The sequence below is a fragment of the Ellagibacter isourolithinifaciens genome, from assembly GCF_008831035.1.
In the GTDB taxonomy this organism is placed as follows: domain Bacteria; phylum Actinomycetota; class Coriobacteriia; order Coriobacteriales; family Eggerthellaceae; genus Ellagibacter; species Ellagibacter isourolithinifaciens.
This window is the reverse complement of the sequence record NZ_WAJR01000054.1, coordinates 1-2,283: the sequence shown is the minus strand read 5'-3', so window position 1 is coordinate 2,283 and position 2,283 is coordinate 1. Positions and strand designations below refer to the sequence as shown.

Below are 2,283 nucleotides of genomic sequence, written 5' to 3'. Positions count from 1 at the left end.
GCCGCGAGCCGCGCGATCTCGCGCAAGATGGCGCCGCTCGCGGCGGCGGCGGGGCGCGTCGGCGCGGGGGAGCTCGACTTCGCGGTCGGCAGCACCAACGTGCGCGAGGTGAACGACGTCCTCGCCGCGATGGACGCCATGCGGGCCTCCCTCGCCGAGTCGCTCGAGGCCCGCTGGGCCGCGGAGCGGGGGCAGCGCGAGCAGGTGGCGTCGCTCGCCCACGACCTCAAGACGCCGCTCACCGTGCTGCGCGCCAACGCCGACTTCGTGGCGGAGGAGCTGGAGGACGAGAAAGACGCCGACCTCGCGGCCGCCGCGCGCGACATAGCCGGCGGTGTCGAAAGGCTCGACGGCTACGTGCGCCTGCTCATCGAGGCCTCGCGCGGGTCCGGCGGGGCGGAGAGGGCCCCTATGCGGCCGGCCGAGCTCTGCGAGCAGGTCCTCGCCGAGGCCGCCCAGATCGCCCGGGCGCGAGGCGTGACGCTCGACGCGGCCACGGGCCCCGCTGTCGCGGGCGCGCCCGAGGCCCCACTCGACCGAACCACCCTGGCGCGAGCCGCCGCGAACCTCGTGGCCAACGCCGCCGAGCACGCGCGCTCGCGCGTGGCGGTCTCCTGCGACGTCGCGGGCGGGCACCTCGTCATCGAGGTGTCCGACGACGGACCGGGCTTCTCTCCCGCCGCCCTCGAACGCGGCTGCGAGCGCCTCTTCACAGACGACTCATCCCGCTCCTCGCGCGACGGAGGCCGCCACTACGGGCTCGGCCTCCACGCCGCCTCCGAGGCCGCAAGCGCCCACGGGGGCTCCGTCTCGCTCGCCAACAGCCCCTCGGGCGGCGCGGTGGCCACCATCGCGGTCCCCCTGTGCGGGGCCTGACGACTCAGGCCCTCACACCGGCGTGCCTCGCAACCAAACGCTTCCCGGATAATAATGCCCGTTGCGGGGATCGCCCTGGCTAGTCGCCGCCCATGTGCATGAGCATGTCGGCGATGCGAGTCGCCATCTCGTCCGCCGCTGCACGGATGTTGGCGACCCAGGACGCAAGGCCGGCCTGATCGGATGCCTCCGCCTCAAGCACGTCGCAGTTCGCGGTCACCGCCATGAGCGGGGTGACGAGGCCGTGCGAGGCGGTGCAAACGAACGCGCGCTCCCGCGCCTCGGCCTCCGCCACCGGTCGCAGGGCGCGTCCCGCTGCCGCCCACGCCACGGCGAGCCCCCAAAAAGCCGAAGCGATCGGCGTCATTCGCTTCGCTAAATCAACTTTATGGGATGACGGATCACGGTCTTGAGCTTCTCCGGCGCGCACTTGCGCGGGTCGGAGAGGTAAATCTCGTGATGCAGACGGGCTTCGGAGAAGTCGGGGGCGTAGCCCCGTTCCGCCGCGAATGCGCGCATGGCGTCTATGGTCGCCGGCTCGTCGTCGTAAGGCCCGGTATGCATGCACTGAACGCAAAGGCCCTCGTCGACCCTCAGCAGCTCGACCGCCGAGAAGTCCAGCTTCTTCTTGGCGGCAGCTTCCGAAACTGCCCAGTCGAAGTCCTCGCGAGTGACGAAATCGGGCAGACGGATGCACGAGATGAAGTTGAAGTCATCCTTCCGCGCATAATCAATCTCGCCATCGGCGCGGTCTTGCCACCAGAAGCCCTCGACCGGCGGAACAACGAAGTCGAAATAGCCCTCGATTTCCCGCGGGCCCTTCTTCGACATCTTGATGGCATATGCGACGCCGTAGAGCAGCGGCAACGCGTTCTGGTACTCGCCGCCTTCGGCATTGGGATCGCCCTTGCCCCGCACGGCAACGTAGCTCATAGGCGGAACGGTTACGACGCCCGGCTTGCCCGACGGCCTGTAGAGCTCCCTGAACTCCTTCTTGAAATCGTATGCCATCGCAACAAACCTCCCTGAGCTTGGGTTTCCGTCGATATCCGACCAAATATAGCAATGGGCGCGGCTTCGGAAGAGGCCGCGCCCATTGCAGGATATTATAACACAGAATCGAACGTTTGTTCTATTCCCACTCTATAAATTTAGTTTTTCACCTGGTGTATAGATTGCTCTAGCTTGTATCGCCATTTGGACGTGGCGGCACGTTGCGGTACATGGCGACACGTTACTGGGACAGCACTGGGACAAAACCCGAAACTCAAGCTAAACTCGGGGGTGCGGACAATTCCTTGGACCAGCCTAAGCGACCAATCCCTTGCTTGACCGATACTGCCTAGGACTCATCCAGCCGAGCGATTGCTTCTTGCGGCGCTCGTTGTAGAAAACGATGTACTCGTT

The 2,283-nt window shown here is 66.4% G+C and carries 4 protein-coding genes; 1 reads left to right on the top strand and 3 read right to left on the bottom strand.

Annotation, left to right across the window (positions count from 1 at the left end; genetic code table 11):
- Window positions 1-876, top strand: an 876-nt coding sequence (locus tag F8C90_RS10670) for a sensor histidine kinase (RefSeq protein ID WP_158050483.1), incomplete at its 5' end; no start/stop codon positions are given.
- Between the two features lie 79 nt (window positions 877-955).
- Here the strand turns inward: F8C90_RS10670 and F8C90_RS10665 are convergent.
- The 3 genes from F8C90_RS10665 to F8C90_RS11465 form a co-directional block, all read right to left on the bottom strand.
- Window positions 956-1,243, bottom strand: a complete 288-nt coding sequence (locus F8C90_RS10665) for an ATP-binding protein (RefSeq protein WP_170264655.1) — start codon at window positions 1,241-1,243, stop codon at window positions 956-958.
- An 8-nt stretch (window positions 1,244-1,251) separates the two neighbouring features.
- A complete protein-coding gene (locus F8C90_RS10660) occupies window positions 1,252-1,887 on the bottom strand; it encodes a GyrI-like domain-containing protein (protein ID WP_158050481.1) in 636 nt (211 codons plus the stop codon).
- Between the two features lie 297 nt (window positions 1,888-2,184).
- A partial coding sequence (locus F8C90_RS11465) for an IS3 family transposase (RefSeq protein ID WP_158050441.1) occupies window positions 2,185-2,283 on the bottom strand: 99 nt, incomplete at its 5' end.